At 66.0% G+C, this 19634-nt stretch carries 16 protein-coding genes; 8 read left to right on the top strand and 8 right to left on the bottom strand.

The features are described from left to right. Positions 1-378 precede the first annotated feature (378 nt). A complete protein-coding gene (locus tag ACNFIA_RS30880) occupies positions 379-1071 on the top strand; it encodes a B3/4 domain-containing protein (protein WP_416790864.1) in 693 nt (230 codons plus the stop codon). Between the two features lie 39 nt (positions 1072-1110). Here ACNFIA_RS30880 and ACNFIA_RS30885 read toward each other — a convergent pair whose 3' ends face one another. Continuing rightward, positions 1111-2034 (bottom strand): LysR family transcriptional regulator, encoded by a 924-nt coding sequence (locus ACNFIA_RS30885; RefSeq protein ID WP_416790865.1) that lies wholly within the window; start codon positions 2032-2034, stop codon positions 1111-1113. A 151-nt stretch (positions 2035-2185) separates the two neighbouring features. Here ACNFIA_RS30885 and ACNFIA_RS30890 point away from each other — a divergent pair, with 151 nt between their 5' ends. Both ACNFIA_RS30890 and ACNFIA_RS30895 read left to right on the top strand, forming a co-directional pair. Further along, on the top strand, positions 2186-2581 hold the full coding sequence (locus ACNFIA_RS30890) for a RidA family protein (RefSeq protein ID WP_259754324.1): 396 nt from the start codon (positions 2186-2188) through the stop codon (positions 2579-2581). Positions 2582-2661: 80 nt separating this feature from the next. Then, a complete protein-coding gene (locus tag ACNFIA_RS30895; RefSeq protein ID WP_416790866.1) occupies positions 2662-3162 on the top strand; it encodes a GNAT family N-acetyltransferase in 501 nt (166 codons plus the stop codon). 4 nt (positions 3163-3166) lie between these two features. Here the strand turns inward: ACNFIA_RS30895 and ACNFIA_RS30900 are convergent, their stop codons facing one another. After that, positions 3167-3586 (bottom strand): transcriptional regulator, encoded by a 420-nt coding sequence (locus ACNFIA_RS30900; RefSeq protein ID WP_259754326.1) that lies wholly within the window; start codon positions 3584-3586, stop codon positions 3167-3169. A 221-nt stretch (positions 3587-3807) separates the two neighbouring features. On the opposite strand from ACNFIA_RS30900, the gene ACNFIA_RS30905 reads away from it, so the two are divergent. Both ACNFIA_RS30905 and ACNFIA_RS30910 read left to right on the top strand, forming a co-directional pair. Beyond that, a complete protein-coding gene (locus ACNFIA_RS30905; RefSeq protein WP_416790867.1) occupies positions 3808-4197 on the top strand; it encodes a hypothetical protein in 390 nt (129 codons plus the stop codon). Between the two features lie 432 nt (positions 4198-4629). After that, entirely contained in the window at positions 4630-6324 is a 1695-nt protein-coding gene (locus ACNFIA_RS30910; RefSeq protein ID WP_416790868.1) for an amidase, read from the top strand. Positions 6325-6955: 631 nt separating this feature from the next. Here the strand turns inward: ACNFIA_RS30910 and ACNFIA_RS30915 are convergent. From ACNFIA_RS30915 to ACNFIA_RS30925, 3 genes are all read right to left on the bottom strand, one after another. Further along, a complete protein-coding gene (locus ACNFIA_RS30915; RefSeq protein WP_416790885.1) occupies positions 6956-7960 on the bottom strand; it encodes a GlxA family transcriptional regulator in 1005 nt (334 codons plus the stop codon). A 62-nt stretch (positions 7961-8022) separates the two neighbouring features. Next, positions 8023-9435 carry a GABA permease gene (gene gabP, locus ACNFIA_RS30920; protein ID WP_416790869.1) on the bottom strand — a complete coding sequence of 471 codons (1413 nt, stop codon included), beginning with the start codon at positions 9433-9435 and terminating at the stop codon, positions 8023-8025. Between the two features lie 285 nt (positions 9436-9720). Beyond that, entirely contained in the window at positions 9721-10218 is a 498-nt protein-coding gene (locus ACNFIA_RS30925) for a MarR family winged helix-turn-helix transcriptional regulator (RefSeq protein WP_416790870.1), read from the bottom strand. A 114-nt stretch (positions 10219-10332) separates the two neighbouring features. On the opposite strand from ACNFIA_RS30925, the gene ACNFIA_RS30930 reads away from it, so the two are divergent. Beyond that, positions 10333-11505 (top strand): MFS transporter, encoded by a 1173-nt coding sequence (locus ACNFIA_RS30930; protein ID WP_416790871.1) that lies wholly within the window; start codon positions 10333-10335, stop codon positions 11503-11505. Positions 11506-11567: 62 nt separating this feature from the next. Continuing rightward, entirely contained in the window at positions 11568-12227 is a 660-nt protein-coding gene (locus tag ACNFIA_RS30935) for a glutathione S-transferase family protein (protein ID WP_416790872.1), read from the top strand. A 388-nt stretch (positions 12228-12615) separates the two neighbouring features. Here ACNFIA_RS30935 and ACNFIA_RS30940 read toward each other — a convergent pair whose 3' ends face one another. The 3 genes from ACNFIA_RS30940 to ACNFIA_RS30950 all read right to left on the bottom strand — a co-directional run bounded on the left by ACNFIA_RS30940 (position 12616) and on the right by ACNFIA_RS30950 (position 17362). Further along, positions 12616-14109 (bottom strand): aldehyde dehydrogenase family protein, encoded by a 1494-nt coding sequence (locus tag ACNFIA_RS30940; RefSeq protein ID WP_416790873.1) that lies wholly within the window; start codon positions 14107-14109, stop codon positions 12616-12618. 468 nt (positions 14110-14577) lie between these two features. Then, positions 14578-16254 carry an MFS transporter gene (locus ACNFIA_RS30945; RefSeq protein WP_259754335.1) on the bottom strand — a complete coding sequence of 559 codons (1677 nt, stop codon included), beginning with the start codon at positions 16252-16254 and terminating at the stop codon, positions 14578-14580. Positions 16255-16600: 346 nt separating this feature from the next. Further along, complete coding sequence (locus ACNFIA_RS30950; RefSeq protein WP_416790874.1) at positions 16601-17362, bottom strand: class I SAM-dependent methyltransferase; 762 nt, start codon at positions 17360-17362, stop codon at positions 16601-16603. A gap of 655 nt (positions 17363-18017) precedes the next feature. Between ACNFIA_RS30950 and peaA the strand changes: the two genes are divergently transcribed. Further along, the gene (gene peaA, locus ACNFIA_RS30955) at positions 18018-19589 is read left to right on the top strand and encodes a quinohemoprotein amine dehydrogenase subunit alpha (protein WP_416790875.1); all 1572 of its coding nucleotides are present in this window, start codon (positions 18018-18020) and stop codon (positions 19587-19589) included. Positions 19590-19634: the final 45 nt, after the last annotated feature.

A 19634-nucleotide genomic window follows, 5' to 3' on the forward strand; every position in this document is an offset into this window, starting at 1 on the left:
CATCTCACTGCTGGCGAGGGCGCACTTCAATGCACGATTTCTGCGGCCCGACAGTTCAGTTCAGCTAAAGCCTGGCGGGATCAGCGGTGCTGATTTTCGGCGTTCTGCATAAGCAGGGCTAATTGTTCATTCGGGGAATTCATGGCAGCGACGTCGCCATGCCGGTAGAACTGTGCGGGTCGAGCGCGCTGTTCGCGCCAGTTCCCACTGTTCCCGGAGCCATTCCCATGACGTCCAGATGGACCGCTTTGCTGCACGTGCTGAAAACCCTGTCCGTCGCCTGGGGCGACTACAACAGGCGCAATTTCGTCCGCCGCTGAGGCGGGCGATTCGCCCCACCGTTCAGTCTCGTTTCCGCCTTACCCCAAGGATTTCGTCATGCAACCCGTCACACCGCAGATCGCCCCCGCCATCGCTACCCTCGCTCCCGGCTTTCGTGCCCTGAGCATCACTGTGGAGGCCTCGCCGATTCTTCATCCCGAGGTGGCGGAGCAGGCCTTGCAGCGCGCCTGCGCGTCCCTGGCGGCGGGCGAGCCGGCGTGGGGTGATGCGCACCTGGCCGCCTGGGCCGAGGCGTTCCGCCGCTTCGGCGCCAAACCACAGCGCACCCCCTGCTCGGCGGAAGCGCTGCGCAAGCGCGTGCGGCGCGACGGCGGCCTGCCGAGCATCGATCCGGTGGTGGACCTGTACAACGCCATCAGCGTGCAGTTCGCCATCCCGGTGGGCGGGGAAAACCTCGCCGCCTACGCCGGCACCCCACGCCTGGTGATCGCCGAGGGCAGCGAGACCTTCGACACCCTGAAGGACGGCGCACCGGCCCACGAATCCCCCGACCCCGGCGAAGTCATCTGGCGCGACGACCTGGGCGTCACCTGCCGCCGCTGGAACTGGCGCCAGGGCGTGCGCACCCGCCTGGACGCCGAGGCGCAGCAGATGTGGTTCATCCTCGAAAGCCTGCCGGAGATGCCGCTGGAAGCCTTGCGCGAAGCGGGCGATCAGCTGGTTGCCGGCTTGCTGGCAATGATGCCGGGGGCAAGGACTGCGACCTTGCTGGTCGGGCCGGGCGCTTGAGCCTGGCGTGCCGTTGCTCAGCGTCGGGCCACGCCCCGATTACGAAGGTGCTCCGGCTACCGGCGCATGCTGCGCCATCAGCTCGACGATCCAGTCGATGAAGACCCGCAGCTTGGCGCTGACGTGGCGGTTGGGCGGGAAGGCGAGGTAGAGGGGCATGCTGTCCATGCTCCAGTCGGCGAACAGCTCCACCAGCTCGCCGCGGGCCAGGGCCTCCTCGGCCATGTAGCGCGGCAGCCAGAGCACGCCCATGCCGGCGATACCGGCGGCCAGGTAGGCGTTGCCGTCGTCGACCGTCAGCGCCGGGCGGCCATGGACCTGCACGGTCTCGCCGCCTTTTTGCAGGGCATAGGACAGCGGCTTGCCGGTGCGCGCCCAGAGGTAGCCGACGATGCGTTGCTGGCCGTTCTCCAGGTCGCGCGGATGCCGGGGCACTCCGGCGCGCTGCAGGTAGCCGGGCGCCGCGAAGACGCCCAGCGGCAGGTCGCCGACCTTGCGCGCCATCAGCGACTGGTCGGTGAGCTCGCCGCCGCGCACCACGCAGTCCACGTTCTCGTCGATCAGGTCGACCATGCGGTCGCTGACGCCCAAATCAATGTGGATGTCCGGGTAGCGCTCATTGAAGTCGGGCAGGGCGGGGATCAGCAGCAGGCGCGCCAGCGGCGTAGGCACGTCCACCCGCAGCCGCCCGCGTGGCGCGGCGGCCGCGCTGGAAAGGCTGGTCTCGGCGTCGTCCATGTCCGCCAGCAGGCGCACCACGCGTTCGTAGTAGGCGGCGCCATCGGCGGTGAGGTTGAGCTTGCGGGTGGTGCGGTTGAGCAGGCGCACGCGCAGCCGCGCTTCCAACTGCTGAATCAGCTGGGTCACGCTGGTGCGGCTCATGTGCAGGGTGTCGGCGGCCTTGGTGAAGCTGCCGGTTTCCACCACGCGGGCGAAGGCTTGCATCGCATCGAAACGGTCCATGGCGGCTCCGGCTGGCTGGCGGGTGGAGGGCAGATTGTTTGGATTCTACAAACAATGCTGAAGCGTGTTGCCAGATTATCGCGAAGCCCGTGCGCCTTAACCTGCCTCCATCGTTGAATCGGGGCTGCGGCCCCCCTGATGGAGCAAGTCCATGCCGACTCGTGACGTGGTTTTCCCCGCTGGCCGCCAGGCCCTTTATGAACGCAACCGCTATTCCCCGGCGGTCCGCAGCAACGGCCTGTTGTTCGTCTCCGGCCAGGTTGGCAGTCGCGAGGATGGTTCGCCCGAACCCGGCCTCGAGGCCCAGGTCCGGCGGGCCTTCGACAACCTCAACGCGATCCTCGCCGCCGCCGGCTGCAGCTTCGAGGACGTGATGGATGTGACGCTGTTCATGGTCGACCCCCAGGCAAACTTCGAGCGAGCCTGGCAGGTAGCCGCCGATTACTGGGGCGCTGCGCCCTATCCCACGGTGACAGCGGTGGGAGTGACGTGGCTGTACGGCTTCGACTTCGAGATCAAGGTGATCGCGCGCCTGCCGCAGGGTTGAGGGCACGGGGCAGGGCGGCGAGACGGGGCGGCCGGGTTTCTTTACCATGCCGCCTTGTTTTGCATCGCCAGGAATACCCCATGACGACTCCCACCTTCCGCACCGCCACCCCCGCCGATACCGACCGCTGCTTCGAGATCGAAACCACTGCCTACGAGGGCGACGAGGCCGCCACGCGGGAAAAAATCGCCACGCGTATCGCCCAGTATCCCGAGGGCTTCCTGATCATGGAGCTGGGCGGCGAGATCATCGGCTTCATCAACGGCGGCTGCGCCCATGAGGTGGTGATGTCCGACGAGGCGTTCAAGGAACTCGTCGGCCACGACCCGGCGGCGCCCAACGTGGTGATCATGTCGGTGGTGATCGACCCGGCGCAGCAGGGCAAGGGGTATTCGACCCGGCTGATGCGCGCCTTCATCCAGCGCATGAGCGGCCTGGGCAAGCGCACCATCCACCTGATGTGCAAGGACCGCCATGTGCCGCTTTACGAGCGCTTCGGCTACCGCTACGTGCAGCCGTCGGCGTCCGACCACGGCGGCATGGCGTGGCACGAGATGGTGATGGAGCTGCCCGCCGCCTGACGCGTCAGCGCTCCGGCCGGTCGTCGACCCGATCGCGGGTGGCGCGTTCGGCCAGCTGGTCGAAGGTTTCCGGCAGCAGGGCGGCTTCACCCTGTTCGTCGAGCAGTTGGCGGAACACCAGGTGGTCCGGGAAGCTGCGGCTGATCAGGGTGAGCAGCTCGGTGCCGCGCTCGGTCAGCTCGAAGTTGTTGCCGGTGCCACCATGTTCGCGCGGGCGTTCCTGGATATAGCCGTTGGCGTAGAGGTCGCCCTCCAGGTCGCCGGCGACCTTTTTCAGGTGGTCCACGCTGCCTTCCACCGGCTCGCCCTGCAGCCGGTGCTGCTCGGCCACTTCCTCGCCGCACTCGCGGGCCTTGTAGGGTTCGTCGGCGCAATCCTGCGCGCGCAGCAGCAGGCGTTCGATCAGGTCCCAGTCGTAGCTCATGGCGTGTTCTCCTCGTCGGGATGGAAGGCGATTGAGGGCCTTCCTGACGTGCGACCCGGCGAGGCGGGGAGGGTTCGACTTTCCTGCGAGGCGGCCCTGAGCGGCGGTACAACCATCGATACCGTCGAGCTTCACTATCGACACAATCGAGTGGAGTGCGGGCCGCGCGGGCCTGAATATCTGTCCCACGAGCTGGTCGAACCGAGCAAGGGACAGAATCGATGAACACCGTGCACCTCATACCCAATCGCCTGATCATCCGCGCTGCCCTGGGTTCGCTGGTGCTTGCCGTGGCCGGCCTGACCGGTTGCGCGGCGACCTCGGAAACCCGGCTGAGCTGGGACAGCCTGGGCGGCAGCACGGCCCAGGACAGCAGCGTCTACCTGAGCTGCGTCGACGGCAGGCTGACGCCCGGCACTGCCACCTTCGTCAGCGAGAGCGGCGGCACCCGCCAATTGCTCACCGGCAGCGCCGACCCGCTGCAGGCCAGCGGCATCGTCGAGGTGACCCCGATCGCCGGCGGCAATCATTTCAGCGCCTACCAGCGCAGCGCGTGGCACGACAAGGGCGAGTTGCTGGACGCCGCCTACCAGTGCGCGCAACACAGTTGAATCGGCTTCGAGCGGGTCGCTCCCCCCAGCGACCTGCCCAGCGCCGGCAGGCGGCGAATAGCCTGCGTCAGCGTCTGCCATCGGGCTCTCGCTGAATCACTCTCCCAGGGCGCTCCCCCCGGCGCCCCTGTATCGCCCGCCGAGCCCCCACTCGACGGGCGTTTTTTTTAATTTACGACTGTTGTGTATTCTGATCGGGCATGCCAGTGTGTGCGCCCTGGCGGCTGTCTTCGCCTTTCGTTGCCCATCCTGCGCACCCGGTTTGTCCGCCGGGCGCTGAACGAAGCCGCCGGCCGACGGTACACTCACTCCCGTCGCGTAACAGAAGTACAAGAGAATCGAGATGAACACGCACTTTCCGACTTGCGCCGTCTGGGTCCGTCGCGACGCAGACCTGCCCCTTCCCACCAACCTCCAGCCGACGGTGACAGCATGATCGAGGTAACCGAAGTTTCCATTGCGCAGCTGCGTGAAGCCCTCGAGTCGGGCCGCACCACCGCGGTCGAGCTGGTCAAGGCCTACCTCGCGCGCATCGACGCCTACGATGGCCCGACCAAGCTCAACGCCGTGGTCGTGCGCAACCCCGAGGCCCTGAAGGAAGCCGAAGCCTCCGATGCCCGCCGCGCCCGTGGCGAGACCCTCGGCCCGCTGGATGGCATCCCCTACACCGCCAAGGACAGCTACCTGGTCAAGGGCCTGACCGCCGCCTCCGGCAGCCCGGCCTTCAAGGACCTGATCGCCTACCGCGATGCCTTCACCATCGAGCGCCTGCGCGCTGCCGGTGCCATCTGCCTGGGCAAGACCAACATGCCGCCCATGGCCAACGGCGGCATGCAGCGCGGCGTCTACGGCCGTGCGGAAAGCCCGTACAACCCGAAATTCCTCACCGCGCCGTTCGCGTCCGGCTCCTCCAACGGCGCCGGCACCGCGACCGCGGCGAGCTTCTCGGCCTTCGGCTTGGCGGAAGAGACCTGGTCCAGCGGTCGCGGCCCGGCCTCGAACAACGGCCTGTGCGCCTACACGCCGTCCCGTGGCGTGATTTCCGTGCGCGGCAACTGGCCGCTGACCCCGACCATGGACGTGGTGGTGCCCTATGCGCGCACCATGGCCGACCTGCTGGAAGTGCTCGACGTGGTGGTTGCCGAAGACCCCGACAAACGCGGCGATCTGTGGCGCCTGCAGCCGTGGGTGCCGATTCCCGCCGTTTCCGAGGTGCGCCCGGCGTCCTACCTGGACCTGGCTACAGGCCCGGAAGCGCTCAAGGGCAAGCGCCTGGGCGTGCCGCGCATGTACATCAACAAGGACGAGCTGGCCGGCACCAGCGAGAAGCCTGGCATCGGCGGCCCGACCGGCCAGCGCATCCACACCCGCGCCTCGGTCATCGACCTCTGGGAGCAGGCGCGCAAGGCCCTGGAAGCGGCCGGCGCCGAAGTCATCGAAGTGGACTTCCCGCTGGTTTCCAACTGCGAGGGCGACCGTCCGGGCGCGCCGACGGTGTACAACCGCGGCATCGTTTCGCCGGAATTCCTCCACGATGAGCTGTGGGAGCTGTCCGGCTGGGGCTTCGACGATTTCCTCCGGGCCAACGGCGATCCCAAGCTGAACAAGCTGGCCGACGTCGATGGGCCGAAGATCTTCCCCCACGACCCGGGCACGCTGCCCAACCGCGAGGACGACCTCTGCGCGGGCATGGACGAGTACGTCAACATGGCCAAGCGCGGCCTGAAGACCTGGGACCAGATCGAGACCCTGCCCGACGGCCTGCGTGGCCTGGAAAAGACCCGCAAGCTCGACCTGGAAGACTGGATGGATGAGCTGAAGCTGGACGCCGTGCTGTTCCCCACCGTGGCCGACGTCGGCCCGGCGGACGCCGACGTCAACCCGGAATCGGCCGACATCGCCTGGAGCAACGGTATCTGGGTCGCCAACGGCAACCTGGCGATCCGTCACCTGGGCGTGCCGACCGTTACCGTGCCGATGGGCGTGATGGCGGACATCGGCATGCCGGTAGGCCTGACCTTCGCCGGCCGCGCCTATGACGACTCGGCGCTGCTGCGCTTCGCCGCCGCCTTCGAGGCGACCGGCTCCAAGCGCCAGGTGCCCCCGCTGACGCCGCCGCTGGGCTGATGGCTCACGCTCGATGAAGAACCGCGCCCTCGGGCGCGGTTTTTTATGGTCGCAAAGTGTGGGGACCGCGTTGTCGATGGTCCGATGCATTGCTGGCTCGCGAACCAGCCTGGTATTCACCGGTGGCACTGGCGCTCCCCTGTAGGAGCGGGCCATGCCCGCGATCCGTCGGCAGAGCCGGCGCTGGCCTGCGCGCTAATCCTCCCGGTGTGCTGCTTCAGTTTGGGTGTTTCTGCGCCGCTTCGGCGTGCGCATGGACTTCCCGTTTCGCCCCCTCGGGCGACCCACTTTGGCGGTCGACGGATGGCCGCCCCACCCAAAGTGGGCAAAGGTCTTGCCCCAATCATCCGGTTTTTCGCCTAGGCGAAAAATCCCCTCGTTGAAGCGCAGTTTCAGGGGCCCGACCTAGGCGACCCCCCACGAAGGGTCATCCCTGGCCCATCGCGGCTCTCGCGACATCCATGTCGCTCAACCCCTGAAACTTCGCTTCAACGAGGCCTCCTGAACGGGGCCATCCGGAGTGCGCGGAAATTTCGCTGGAAGTCTTCAGAGCCAGAGCCGGAGTGGGAATGGAGTGGATGGCGGGCTCTTCGTAGGAGCGAGCTTGCTCGCGAACAGCCCAACGCCCGTCCTACACGGTGCGCTGCGCTTTCACGCAACCAAAGCGCGCTTCCTTCGACGGCGAATAGCCATAGAAGGACGTGTAGCACTTGCTGAAGTGGCTGGGCGAGACGAAGCCGCAGGCCAGCCCGACTTCGTACATGGGCAGGCTGGAATGCTGCAGCAGGCGGCGGCTCTCGGTGATGCGCAGCTCCAGGTAATAGCGCACCGGGGTGGTGCCCAGTTGTTCCTGGAACAAGCGCTCGATCTGTCGCTTGGAGCGTCCGACGTAGCGGGACAACTGGTCCTGGCTCAGCGGTTCTTCGATATTCGCGCTCATCAGGTTGATCGCCTCGCGCAGCGGCTCGCTGAGCTTCTCGTGCAGCGCCGGGCGGGTGCGGCGGAAGCGCGACTCCTCGAAGGCGAGGATATCGACGATGGCGTCCACCAGCTCGCGGCCGTGGCGCGCGTTGATCCACTCCAGCACCAGGTTGAAGGCGCCCGTGGGGCTGGCGGCGGTGAGTCGGTCGCGATCGACCTGGTAGCTCTCGCTGGTCACCTCGCTGTGCCGGGCGATCTCCGCCAGCGCCGCGCGGTTTTCCGGGTGGATGGCGCAGCGGTAGCCGTCCAGCAGGCCGGCCTGGCCGAGGAACCAGGCGCCGTTCCACAGGCCGGCCAGGGCGATGCCCTTGTCGGCGGCGGCCTGCAGCAGGCGCGTCAGGTCGGGGATCGCCCGCAGCGGCGTGCGCAGGCCGCCGCAGACGACCAGCAGGTCCAGCTCGACGAGCTGCGCGGCGTTCAGCGCCGCGCCGGGGCAGATCACCAGGCCGAGGTCGCTGGTGACGGATTCGCCGTCGAGGCTGAAGGTCTGCGTGGCGAAGGTCTGCGCGCGGATCAGGTTGGCGGTGACCAGGGTGTCCAGCGCCTGGGTGAACGCCGGCAGGGAGAAGTGTTCCAGCAGCAGGAAGCCCACCCGCGCGAGGCGGGTGGGCTCCTTCGAGTCGCTGTCGAGATAGCGCAGGTTGCGGCCCTGCATAGCTCCGCTGAACTGCCGGCGTTCGACCAATCGGCACCTCCTCTGTTGGTGGGGCGGTTGGCTCAGCTGCGCACGGCGCGGCGGCCGATACTGGCCTGGGCGTGGAGCGTCGTGCGTCGGCCGGTCTGGCTGAGCAGGATGATGATCACCGTCAGCGCCAGGGTCGAACTCACCTCCACGCGGTGCGTCGGCATGATGAACATCACCACCAGGATGAAACTGATGATCGCGATGACCAGCCAGGTGAGCCAGGGGAACAGCCACATGCGGAACACCAGCTCATGGTTGCGCCGGCGCAGGATGCCGCGCATGCGCAGCTGCGATACGGCGATGGCGAGGTAGACCAGCAGGGCGATGGAGCCGGAGCTGGCCAGCAGGAAGTCGAACAGCCGCCCCGGTGCGAAGAAGTTGAGCAGGGTGGTGAATACCCCGATCAGCGTGCTGGCGATCACCGCCGCGCGCGGCACGCCGGCGGCGGACGTGCGCTGGATGAAGGCCGGCGCGTCGTTGCGCCGGCTCAGCGAATAGATCATCCGCGAGGCGATGTACACCGAGGAGTTCAGGCAGCTGGCCACGGCCACCAGCACCACCAGGTCCATCAGCAATTGCGCGTTGGGGATGTCCAGCAGCTCCAGGGCGCGCTGGTAGGAGCCGATCTCCACCAGGCGCGGATCGTTCCACGGCACCACGGAGATGATCACCAGGATCGACAGCAGGTAGAACACGCTGATGCGCCAGATCACCGAGCGCGTGGCCTTGGCGATGTTGCGGCTGGGGTCGCTGGATTCGGCGGCGGCGATGGTCACCGCCTCGGTGCCGATGAAGCTGAACAGGGTGGTGATCAGCGCGCTGAAGATGGCCGTCCAGCCATTGGGCATGAAGCCGCCGTGCTCGCTCATCAGCCGGTGCAGGCCGCCGACCTCGCGCCCCGGCAGCAGCCCCAGCAGCGCGGCCGCGCCCAGGCCGATGAAGGCGATGATGGCGACCACTTTGAGCATGGCGAACCAGAATTCGAACTCGCCGTACTTGGCGACGCTGAACAGGTTGGTGACGGTGAGCAGCAGGGTCATCGACAGGGCGAACACCCAGGTTTCGACCTGCGGGAACCAGTTGTTGAGGATGACCCCGGCGGCGATGGCCTCGATGGGGATCACCAGTACCCAGAACCACCAGTACAGCCAGCCGATGGTGAAGCCGGCCCAGCGGCCGATGGCCTGGTCGGCATAGGCGGAGAAGGAGCCGGTGTCCGGGCTGGCCACGGCCATCTCGCCCAGCATGCGCATCACCAATACCACCAGCAGCCCGGAGAGGGCGTAGGCAACGATGGCGGAGGGACCGGCGGCGGCGATCGCATGGCCGGAGCCGACGAACAGCCCCGCGCCGATGATCCCCGCGATGGAAAGCATGGTCACGTGGCGGGGCTTGAAGCCCTGCACCAGATCGCCATTGGCGCCGTTTGCACTGGGAGCACTCATCTATCGGCCTTTTTATTGAAATTGTTATCAGGGCGGGCTGACACCGGCCCGGCGCAGTTCCCTTCGCTTTGCTCGTCCTTGAGGCGAGGCCGGGACGACGACGCGGCAACATGCGCTGCACGCGAGGCCCAAGCTAAGGCACCGGGTGGGCGGCGAGTTGCTCGAAATCGCCATGGGCATGGCCAAAAACGACATCACCGGCCGACGCAATACTGGCGAAGAGCCGCTCTGCAATGATGGTTCCTGGAGCCCAGACGCCCCTCGGCGCCGGCGGCACTAGGTCGCTCAGCGAGGGGTGTCGGGCAGGCTGGCGAGGAGCTTTTCCAGCAGGGCGGCGAGCTTCTTCTGCTCCGTCGCGCTCAGGCCGGCGAGCACCTGGCGCTGGTTGTCGACGTGGGCGCTCACGGCGTCGTCGATCAGCGCGAGGCCGGCTTCGCTCAGGCCGACCAGCGAGCCCCGGCCATCGTCGGGGTTGGGCATGCGCTCTATCAGCCCTTGCTTCTCCAAGCGGTCGAGGCGGTTGGTCATGCTGCCGGAGGAGATCATCGCCGCTTCGTAGAGCACGGTGGGCGTGAGACGGAAGGGCGGGCCGCTGCGGCGCAGGGTGGCGAGTACGTCGAACTCGCCCGGTTGCAGGCCGTACGCGGCGAACAGCGGGTTGAGGTGGTCACGGGCGATCAGCTGCGCGGCTTCGCCAAGGCGGCCGAGCAGGAGCATGCCGTCGGTGTCCAGCTCGGGCAGTTGCTGGCGCCATTGCTCGACAGCGAACGCGGCTCTGTCCATGGGGCTTCCTTTTTATCTTGATGTCGAGATACATTGAAATTGTCTTGATGTAGAGATATTCGCCTGCGCCGTCCTTGCGATCAAGGGCTGGCGTGCACCGTAAGGATGATTCCCATGCCCAGAAGCGTTTCGCTCGCCGCCTGCCTGCTTGCCGTCGTGCTGGCAGGCCTCAACCTGCGCCCGGCGCTGGCCTCCATCGGCCCGCTGCTGGACTCGCTACAAGCCTCTGCGACGCTGAGCGACAGTCTCGCCAGCCTCCTGACCAGCCTCCCGGTGCTGCTGATGGGCCTGGGCGCGCTGAGCGCTGCCCAGTTGCTGCACCACGTGGGGGTGCGCCGGGGTGTAGCGTTCGGCCTGCTGCTGATCGCCCTGGCCTGCGGGCTGCGCCTGTTGCCGGGGCCTTGGGGGCTGCTGGGTGGGGCGGTGCTTGCCGGGGTGGGCATCGCTGCCTGCCAGGCGCTGCTGCCGGTGTTCATCCGCCAGCGTTTCGGCACGCGGGTGGGAGGTGCGATGGGGGCGTATTCCACCGCGATCATGGGTGGCGCGGTGCTGGCCAGCGTGGCCTCGCCTTGGCTGGCGAGCGTCTGGGGCGACCTGCCGGCGCTGGCGTTCTGGGCGCTGCCCGCCGTCCTGGCGCTGCCGGTGTGGACCCGGGCGGCGGACGAGGTCGCGCCCGTGAATGCGGGCGCGCCGGCCTTTTCCGGGGTTGCCCGGCGCGCCGCCTGGCTGGCGCTGTTCTTCGGCCTGGGCACCGGCGCCTACGTGCTGGTGCTCGCGTGGCTGCCGCCGTACTACACGGCGCTCGGTTGGACGCCGGCGCAGGCCGGCGCGCTGCTTGGCGGATTGACGCTCACCGAGGTGGTCGCCGGCCTGCTGGTCTCGGCTTTCATCGACCGGCTGCCGGACCGCCGTCCGGCGCTGGTCCTGGCCATCGCCTTGCTGCTGGGCGGCCTGGTCGTGTTGATCGCCTGGCCACAGGAGCTGGCGCTGCTGGCCATGGTCGGGCTCGGGCTGGGGATCGGGGCGCTGTTCCCGCTGTCGCTCATCGTCGCCATGGACCGCGCCCATGGCCCCGCCGAAGCCGGCGCGCTGGTGGGCTTCGTCCAGGGTGTGGGCTACCTGATCGCGGCGCTGTTCCCGCTGCTGGCGGGGCTGGCGCGGCAGTCCATGGCCAGCCTGGCGCCGGCCTGGATCGGCATGGCGCTGGTCTGCCTGGTGATGCTCGTACTTGCCAGCCGCTTCGCGCCGCCGCGCCCGCAGGCGGTCGAGGCACAGGCCTGCGGATAAGCCCATGGCGCGATCATTCGGGACTAGGCTGAGTACTTTGGTCTGCCTCAGGTGATTCCGCCATGTCCCTTGTCCTGTTCGGCCACCCGTTTTCCTCCTACACGCAGAAGGTGCTGATCGCGCTCTACGAGAACGCCACGCCCTTCGAATTCCGCAGCCTTGGCCCGGATCAGCCGGAGAACGGCGCGCACTGGCTGCGCCTGTGGCCGCTGGCGAAGTTCCCGGTGCTGCTGGACGGCGAACACAGCGTGGCCGAGACCAGCATCATCATCGAGTACCTGCTCCTGAAGCATCCCGGCCCGGTGCGCCTGCTGCCGGAGGACCCGCTGAAGGCGCTGGACGTGCGCTTCCTCGACCGCTTCTTCGACTTGCACGTGATGACCCCGGTGCAACACGCCGTGCTGGGGGCCATGAGCGGGGACGCGACCCGGCGCGCCGAGGGCCTGGCCCATGCCGTGAGCAAGTTGGAGCTGGCCTACGCCTGGCTGGAGGAGGAACTCGCCGGACGCACCTGGGCGGCGGGGGATGGCTTCAGCCTCGCCGACTGCGCGGCGGCTCCGTCGCTGTTCTATGCCGACTGGACGCACCCCATCGGCGACCGCTACCCGACCCTGCGCGCCTATCGCTCCCGCCTGCTGGCGCGCCCGTCGTTCGCCCGCGCGGTGGAGGAGGCACGGCCGCACCGGCCGCTGTTCCCGCTGGGGGCGCCGGATCGCGATTGAGTGTTCCGCCTTTTGTAGGAGCGAATTTGCTCGCGAACATCCTGCCAAGCGGTTCGCGAGCAAGCTCGCTCCTACAGGGGCAATCGCCTGGTTGCCGGGCAGACCTTAAGCAACAGGCAAAAAAATCCCCCGTGCGCTGCCGCGACCGGGGGAGGCAAGACCCACGCAGGGGGGCTGCGCGGGCGAGGTAGAACCGGTGTTTTGATGAGACAAGAGCCCCTCACCCCAACCCTCTCCCGCAAGCGGGAGAGGGGACCGTTCGGTGCAGGTGAAATCGTTGTTTCAGCCGGCACTGGTGGCTCCCTCTCCCTTCCGGGAGAGGGTTGGGGAGAGGGAAATCCCGCACACGGAGGTTCAGGAGAAGACAGCTCCTACTGGCCGGCAAAGCTCACAGGCGGATCAGCACCGACTTCAGCTCGGTGTAGTGCTCGATGGCGGCGGCGCCCATTTCTCGGCCCAGGCCGGACATCTTGAAGCCGCCGAAGGGCAGCGCCGGGTCGAGTGCGCTGTGGCAGTTGACCCACACCGAGCCGGACTTGATGCGCGGCACCATGCGATGGACCGCTGCCAGGTCGTTGGACCAGACGCTCGCGCCCAGGCCGTAGGGGCTGTCGTTGGCCAGGCGCAGGGCGTCCTCGATGTCGTCGAAGGGCATGGCGACCAGCACCGGGCCGAAGATTTCTTCCTGCACCAGCGGGTTCTTCTGGTCGACGTCGACGATCACCGTGGGCTTGACGAAGTAGCCGGGGCCGAACTGTTCGCCGCCGCAGGCGATGGTGGCGCCCTTGTCGCGGCCCAGTTCGATGTAGTCGTACACGCGCTTCTGCTGCTTGGCGGAGATCAGCGGGCCCATGTCGATGCTCGGATCCAGGCCGTTGCCCAGCTTCATGCCGTTGGCGATGCCGGCGATGTCGGCGACCACGTTGTCGAAGTGCTTGCGCTGGACGTACAGGCGCGAGCCGGCACAGCAGACCTGGCCCTGGTTGAAGAAGATCGCCTGGGCGGCGCCCGCGGCGGCGGTGGCGAGGTCGGCGTCGGCCATGACGATGGTCGGCGACTTGCCGCCCAGTTCCAGGGTCACGCGGGTCATGTTGTCCATGGCCGCCTTGCCGATTTCCTTGCCGACCGGGGTGGAGCCGGTGAAGGTCAGCTTGTCCACCAGCGGGTGGTGGGAGAGGGCAGCACCCGCGCTGATACCGGTCCCGGTGACGACGTTGAACACGCCCGCCGGGTAGCCGGCTTCGAGCACCAGCTCGGCGAGCTTCAGCGCGGACAGCGGGGTTTCGTCGGCGGGTTTGAGCACCACGCTGCAGCCGGTGGCCAGTGCCGGGCCGAGCTTCCAGCAGGCCAGCAGCAGCGGGAAGTTCCAGGCGACGATGGCGCCCACCACGCCGACGGCTTCGCGGCGGATGTAGCCGTGGAATTCGCCGTCGGGCATCAGTGGCATGGACACATCCACCGTGGTGCCTTCGATCTTAGTGGCATAACCGGCCATGTAGCGCAGGAAGTCGATGGCCAGCTGCACGTCCATCACCCGGGCGACGGCGGCGCTCTTGCCGTTGTTCAGGCACTCCAGTTCGGCCAGCAGGTCGGCGTCGCGCTCCATCAGGTCGGCGAGCTTCCACAAGAGGTTCTGCCGCTCGCGCGGGCGGGTGCGGCTCCAGGCGGAATCATCGAAGGCCTGGCGGGCGGCGCGCACGGCGCGGTCGACGTCGGCAGGCGTGGCGGCCGGCACCTGGCAGAGCACCTCGCCGGTGGCCGGGTTGCGCAGGTCCATCAGGGCGCCGTCGCTGGCGCGGGACCAGTCGGCGCCGATCAGCATCGTCGGGGAGCGCTGCAGGAAGGCGCGGGATTCGGGCTTGATGGGCAGGGAAGCGAGCATTGCGGTGGCCTCTTGTTGTCTGTTCGTGCTCCCGGTCGGGGAGGCGCTGGGGCGAGGTATCGCAACGGCTGTGCCAAGGCTAGGTTGTTTATGCAACCTACTGAATTTAAAAGAATTGATTGATTTTTAGCAGATCGAGGAAGGAGGCCGCTGTCGCACATTGCGACAGCGGCTGAGACGCAGGGCGCCCGCATTGCCGAAGATGGCGTTCGAGGTGGGGGCCATTTCACCCGGGAGCCTCACCCGGGGGAGTCGTAGGAGCGGACTCCGTCCGCGATGGGTTTCGTGCGGTGCGGTTCGCGAGCAAGCTCGCTCCTACAGGCTCTGGCGGACCAGCTTTTCGTAGGAGCGAGCTTGCTCGCGAACAGACACGGCACCGGCCCTGCCGGAGGATCGCGGACGGAGTCCGCTCCTACGAGAGCCGGACCTGCGGGCGCACAACCGCGAACGGTTGCACGCCGGCGGGGCTCAGCCGTGGTTGATATCCCGATCCTTCGTCTCCGGCAGGAAGAAGATGCCGAGGATGGCCGTCATCACCGCAATCACGATGGGGTACCAGAGGCCGTAGTAGATGTCCCCGGTGGCCGCCACCATGGCGAAGGCGACGGTGGGCAGGAAGCCGCCGAACCAGCCGTTGCCGATGTGGTAGGGCAGCGACATCGAGGTGTAGCGGATGCGCGTCGGGAACAGCTCCACCAGCCACGCGGCGATCGGCCCGTAGACCATGGTCACGTAGATCACCAGCACCGTCAGCAGCACCAGCATCATCAGGTGGTTGATCTTCGCCGGGTCGGCTTTTTCCGGGTAGCCGGCTTCCTTGAGCGAGGCGGCCAGCTGCGCGGTGAAGGCTTCGGACTGCGCCTTGAAGTCCGCCGCCGGCATGCCGGCCCCTTCGAAGCTGGCGATGACCTTGTCGCCGATGTGCACCTGGGCCAGCGCACCGGTCTCGGCCTTGAGGTTCTCGTAGGGGATGGCGCGCTTGGCCAGCAGGCTCTTGGCCATGTCGCAGGAGCTGACGAATTTCGCCTTGCCCACCGGATCGAACTGGAAGGAGCAGGCGCTCGGGTCGGCCACCACGGTTACCGGGTTCTTCTCCTGGGCGGCGAACACGTCCGGGTTACCGAACTGGGTCAGGCCATGGAAGATTGGGAAGTAGGTCAGCGCGGCGAGGATGCAGCCGGCCATGATGATCTTCTTGCGGCCGATGCGGTCGGACAGGCTGCCGAAGAACACGAAGAACGGCGTGCCCAGCAGCAGGGAGCCGGCGATCAGCAGGTTGGCGGTCTGCGCGTCGATCTTCAGCGTCTGCAGCAGGAAGAACAGCGCGTAGAACTGCCCGGTGTACCAGACCACGGCCTGCCCGGCGGTGCCGCCGAGCAGCGACATGATCACCACCTTGAGGTTCTCCCAGCGGCCGAAGGACTCGGTCAGCGGTGCCTTGGACGCCTTGCCTTCCTCCTTCATCTTCATGAACACCGGCGACTCGGAGAGTTGCAGGCGGATGTACACCGAGACGATCAGCAGCAGGATCGACAGCAGGAAGGGAATCCGCCAGCCCCAGGCCTCGAACGCCTCGGTGCCGAGTACGGTGCGGCAGGCCATGATCACCAGCAGCGAGAGGAACAGGCCCAGGGTTGCGGTGGTCTGGATCCACGAGGTGAAGAAGCCGCGCTTGCCCTTGGGCGCGTGTTCCGCGACGTAGGTCGCCGCGCCGCCGTACTCGCCGCCCAGCGCCAGGCCCTGCAGCAGGCGCAGGGTGATCAGGATGATCGGCGCGGCCACGCCGATGGTGGCGTAGGCGGGCAGCAGGCCGACCACGGCGGTGGAGACGCCCATGATGATGATGGTGATGAGGAAGGTGTGCTTGCGCCCGATCATGTCGCCCAGGCGGCCGAACACGATGGCGCCGAAGGGCCGTACCGCGAAGCCGGCGGCGAAGGCCAGCAGGGCGAAGATGAAGGCGGTGGTTTCATTGACCCCGGCGAAGAAGTGCTTGGCGATGATCGCCGCCAGGGAGCCGTAGAGGTAGAAGTCGTACCACTCGAACACCGTACCCAGGGAGGAGGCAAAGATGACCTTGCGCTCCTCCTTGGTGATCCCGCTGTGAGGAGCGTTGCCCGCGGCCGGGCTGTATGTCTGCGCCATGTTCGTCTCCGTCTTGTTGTTGTTTTGGGCCGGAGTCCCTCAATACCGTTACCGCACTCGAGCCCAGGGCTGATGTCAGGTCGTACGGATTGCGCAAAGCCTGAAGACAGATGGCCCCGCGACTAGGTCGCAGGGGCATCTGAAAGCATAATCGTTCTCACGCATCTGGCCACCCGCGGGGCAGACCAGGATGTCGGCGAGAACGGGCGCTTCTGCGAAAATAGTTTGTTCCTGAATCTATAAGGAACAGGTCCTAGCGAGGCGCCTGCAAAAGATTGAGTGTAGACTCGTCTAAGTTCTCGCATCTTAAGAAATCCGAAATTCGCTTGAGACACTGGGCTCGTATCTACTTGTTGACGATAAGGTGGTACCTGCCACCGTAAGTTGAAAAGTCTTTGATATGGGGGTGGGCGTATCGAAGGTTTCGCAGGTGGTCGGCAGGCAGTTCGTTATACATTAACTCCATTTTGTCCAGCTGGAATATGGGGTCTGACATAATTTTCATGTAAGTATCGTAATTCTCACGGTTAATAATTTCCGTGTCGTAAAAGCACCTGATTACCCAGTCAATGGTGTCTTCGATGTAGCCCAGTTCGCGATAGTGGTTGCGAATTTCCTCGACCGAGCAAAGCAGATGCATGTGCGCAGGCATCTGCCATAGAGCGAAATTCAGATTCGGATCAGTTGCGTCCATGTACAGATGATGGCCATATGCGCATGACCATGCTGGGCCGAACATGTGTAACATCTCCCCTCGCGGTTTCACCAGCCTGGTCATCTCTTGGAATGCGCTTCTTAGATCACTAAGGTGCTCCAGGACAGAAAGGGTCAGAATGGCGTCAAATTCACTGTCTTCAAATCGGGTTCGTCGAGTGATATCTCCGACTACCAGTGGGTAAGTTTCGATCTGTGCATCCTTGTGTTCCGCCCAGTTCGTTAATAGGGTAATGCTGGCGGGTCCATATTTGGCAACGTAATTCGTAACTTCATCTTCCGCGAAGCCTATACATAATAGTCGTTTACCTTCCAGGTTCGTGTATTCGCCAAAAAAGCCATGGCCACCACAGTTTGATAAAACTCCTACCGCCGGCAAGTCACGAGGGGACATGTAAATCCTCCTTGATTTTGTTGTTAATTTCTTGGCTCGGAAGAAACTGCGCCGATCACAAGGATGTAGTGTGATGTCGTTTTGAGATTGCAGGTTCGGAAAATTGTGCCCGCGCGCTCAGCTTACTAACTGTTATGCCATAGCACATCGTTGAACGCGAGGACTGTCGGATAAAAACGTGAAATCGGAGACTTGGCGTTTCCTTCTTCGGCGAGCTCAAACTGCTTCTTCTGCCTTGCTTCCTTCGGATTTTTGCTCGTGGCACATAGCCTTTGCGCGCTCCTTAAGGTTCAGGGGCCGCAGACCGCTCAAAGCAACATGTTTCCATCCAGAAGGTGGAGGGAAAGCGTTGGGAGCGCCATAAGCGGTCTGATGCTCTGGCTCCGGCGGGCGGCGCTTTGCACAGGTCGGACCATACTGCTTCGCAGGGTGTCGCAGGGACTCTGTCTCAGAGTTAGACAGCAATCGCGAAATGTGACGGCGCAACCTCGACGTCGTGCTGCGCGAGCGCCGGTAGATGCCGCCCGAGCCCTGATCCGGCGTGGCCTGTGCAGTAGTGGCACACAACCTGCAAAACCGCTTTCAAGAGCTAGCTCTTAGCCCATCGGTGGGCGCCAATAACCAACAAGAATACCGAGGAGGCCTGACCTTGAAGATGACACGACTTCGGCACTATCTGGGTGCCGGAACCCTGGCCGCACTGGCCCTCGCGCTGCAGCAGACGGCCCAGGCCGCCCCCGAAGGCCAGGCGATCATCAGCGCCAAGTGCCAGGCGTGCCACACGCCCGAAGGCAACGATTCCCTCAGCCGCATCAGCCACCAGCGCAAGACCCCCGAAGGCTGGCTGATGAGCATCGCCCGCATGCAGGTGATGTATGGCCTGAAGATCACCGACGACGAGCGTCGCTCGGTGGTCAAGTTCCTCGCCGACAAGCAGGGCCTGGCGCCGAGCGAGACCGAAGGCGTGCGCTACGCCCTCGAACGCCGGCTCAACACCGTCGAGAAATTCGATACGAACTTCGAGCAGATGTGCGCCCGCTGTCACTCCGGCGCGCGCATCGCCCTGCAGCGTCGCCCGGCAGCGGAGTGGGAGAAGCTGGTGAACTTCCACCTCGGCCGCTGGCCGTCGCTGGAATACCAGGCCCTGGCCCGCGACCGTGACTGGTTCGACCTGGCGAAGAAGGAGATGGTCCCGGAACTGGCCAAGCGCTACCCGCTGGACAGCAAGGCCTGGGCCGACTGGCAGAAGAACCGGCCCAAGGCCGAGTCGCTGGTCGGCAACTGGAGCTTCGCCGGGCACATGCCGGGCAAGGGCGACTTGGCCGGCAGCATGAACGTGACCCAGGATGGCGACGACGCCTTCAAGGTCAGCGTGAAGGGCCAGTACGCCGATGGCTCGCCGTTCAGCGGCGAGGGCAGTGCGGTGCTCTACAACGGTTACGAATGGCGCGGCGCGGTGACGGTCGGCGACGTGACCCTGCGCCAGGTGTTCGCCGCCCTCAACGGCCAGATGCAGGGCCGCATGTTCGACAAGGCCCACGACGAGCGGGGCCTGGACTTCGTCGCGGCGAAGGACGGCACCAGCCGCGTGCTGGGCGTGCAGCCGGCCTACATCAAGGCGGGCGTGGAGACTGAAGTGAGCGTGGTCGGCACCGGCCTGAAGGGCAAGCCGTCGTTCGGCAAGGGCGTGGAGGTGGTGTCGGTGGTGTCCGAGACGCCCGAGCGCGTGACCGTCAAGGTCAAGGCCGGCGATGCGGCGGCCGCCGGTGAGCGCGACGTCAGCGTCGGCACCGCCAAGGGCGGCAGCCTCGCGGTGTACAAGGACATCGCCGAAGTGAAGGTGGTGCCGGAGTTCTCCATCGCCCGCATCGGCGGCAATGGCGGCTCCACGCCCAAGGTCCAGGGCAGCTTCGATGCCGAGGCCTGGGGCAAGGGCGCCGATGGCAAGCCGTTCCGCATCGGCGTGTTCCCGGCGCAGTGGTCGGTCGAGCCCTTCGACGATCGCGCCAAGGAAGACCAGGACGTGAAGTTCGCCGGTGTGATGGACGCCGACAGCGGCATCTTCACCCCGGGCGATGCCGGCCCGAACCCGCAGCGCAAGATGATGACCAACAACGCCGGCAACCTGAAGGTGATCGCCGCGGTGGACGACGCCGGCCAGTCGCACAAGGGCGAAGGGCACATGATCGTCACCGTGCAGCGTTGGAACAACCCGCCGATCCCGTAACCGTCGGGAGCGGATGAACTGAATGCGTGAGGCCCACCTGCGGGT

The sequence above is a fragment of the Pseudomonas sp. NY15437 genome (assembly GCF_048068435.1).
Lineage (GTDB): Bacteria > Pseudomonadota > Gammaproteobacteria > Pseudomonadales > Pseudomonadaceae > Pseudomonas > Pseudomonas nitroreducens_B.